Genomic DNA, 1,623 nt, shown 5'->3' on the forward strand with positions numbered 1-1,623 from the left:
GTCCGGCCCCACCCACGACCCGTCCGCCCCGATCGGCGCCGGCCCGTGGCACCTGGTGTTCCAGGACGACTTCAACGACTCGCGGCTCGACACCGCGAAGTGGACCACCTGCTACGACTGGAACGACCACGGCTGCACCAACGCCGGCAACCACGAACTGGAGTGGTACCTGCCGGGCCAGGCCACCGTGCAGGACGGGTCGCTGGCGCTGACCGCGACCCGCCGCGACACCGTCGGCAGCGACGGCAGGACCTACCCGTGGACCTCCGGCATGGTCTCCACCGGTCGCGATTCCTGGGACGCCGCGCCCCGGTTCGCCTTCACCCGCGGCTACTTCGCCGCCTCGATCCGGATCCCGGACGAGAGCAGCCTCTTCCCGGCGTTCTGGCTGATGCCGCAGACCCGCGCCACCCCGCCGGAGCTGGACGTCGTGGAGTTCATCTCGGACAACCGGTACGCGCAGATGACCCTGCACTGGACCGGCGCCGACGGAACCGACCAGCACGAGGACCGCTCCTACGGCCCCGCAGACTTCTCCTCCGCCTACCACGTGTACGCCGTCGACTGGGAGGAGTCCTCGATCACCTGGTACATCGACGGCGTGCAGCGCTACAAGGTGACCGACCGGGACCGGATCCCCACCGTCCCGATGGAGGTGCTGCTGGACCTCGCCGTGGGCTACCCGGCCCCGCCGCCGGCCACCCTGAACTCGGCGCGGATGCTGGTCGACTGGGTCCGGGTCTGGCAGCACTGAGCACCCGGCGGACGCCGGGTGCCGCTGCGGGCCGGCTCAGCCGGCGGGCGGGCCGCCGACCGGGCGGCCGGCCTTGGCGCTGAGCCGCCGGTACATCCGCCAGCCCTTGGTCTGCAGGCGCTCGGGGAAGGGCGCCACCGGTGCACCGCGGCCGTCCACCCAGTCCTGGAACTGCTGCTGCGGCGTGTCGGCCAGCACCATCAGCCGGACGATCCGCAGCGGGTCGTCGCTGGGCGAGCTGAACGCGTTCGCCACCGCCGCGGCGGAGGTGAACCCGGCCTTCTGGACCTTGCGGCGGACGGCGGCGCTCGAGTAGCCGTGCGGGTAGGCGAAGGCCTGGACGGGGTGGTCCAGCGCGTCCTCCAGGTCCTGCTTGCTGCCGTCGATCTCGTGGGCCAGCCGGCGGCCGGGGAGGGTGTCCAGCTGCGCGTGGGTGCGGGAGTGGGCGCCGATCTCCATGCCGAGCGCGTCGAGCGTGACCACCTGGCGCCAGCTGAGCATCGGCGCGGGCGGCAGCAGGCTGCCCGCGGCGCGGTGGCCGGGGGTGTGCACCGCCCCGGTGGTGACGTACAGGGTGGCCGGCAGGTCGCGCTCGCTGAGGATCTGGGCGGCCGTCCAGTAGAAGTCGGCGTAGCCGTCGTCGAAGGTGAGCACGGCGCAGTGGTCCGGCACCGGCTTGCCGCCGCGCAGCGCGGAGACCAGCCGGCTGAGCGGGATCACGGTGCGGCCGGAGTCGGCGATCCGGTCCAGGTGCTCGGTGAAGGTCTGCGGGGTCACCGTGTAGGGGGCCAGCCAGGCCGGCGGGTCGTTCGAGATCGAGTGGTAGAGGAAGACGGGTACGCGGATCATGTCAGACCTCCCCGCGGTAC

General features: G+C 72.5%; 2 protein-coding genes. One reads left to right on the forward strand and one right to left on the reverse strand.

What is annotated here, in order from left to right:
- On the forward strand, positions 1-754 hold a 754-nt coding region (locus ACFV0G_RS39135; protein WP_380558612.1), incomplete at its 5' end, for a family 16 glycosylhydrolase.
- A 36-nt stretch (positions 755-790) separates the two neighbouring features.
- On the opposite strand, the gene ACFV0G_RS39140 is transcribed toward ACFV0G_RS39135, so the two are convergent.
- A partial coding sequence (locus ACFV0G_RS39140) for a polysaccharide deacetylase family protein (RefSeq protein ID WP_380558615.1) occupies positions 791-1,623 on the reverse strand: 833 nt, incomplete at its 5' end.

The sequence above is a fragment of the Kitasatospora sp. NPDC059571 genome, assembly GCF_042735675.1.
GTDB lineage: Bacteria > Actinomycetota > Actinomycetes > Streptomycetales > Streptomycetaceae > Kitasatospora.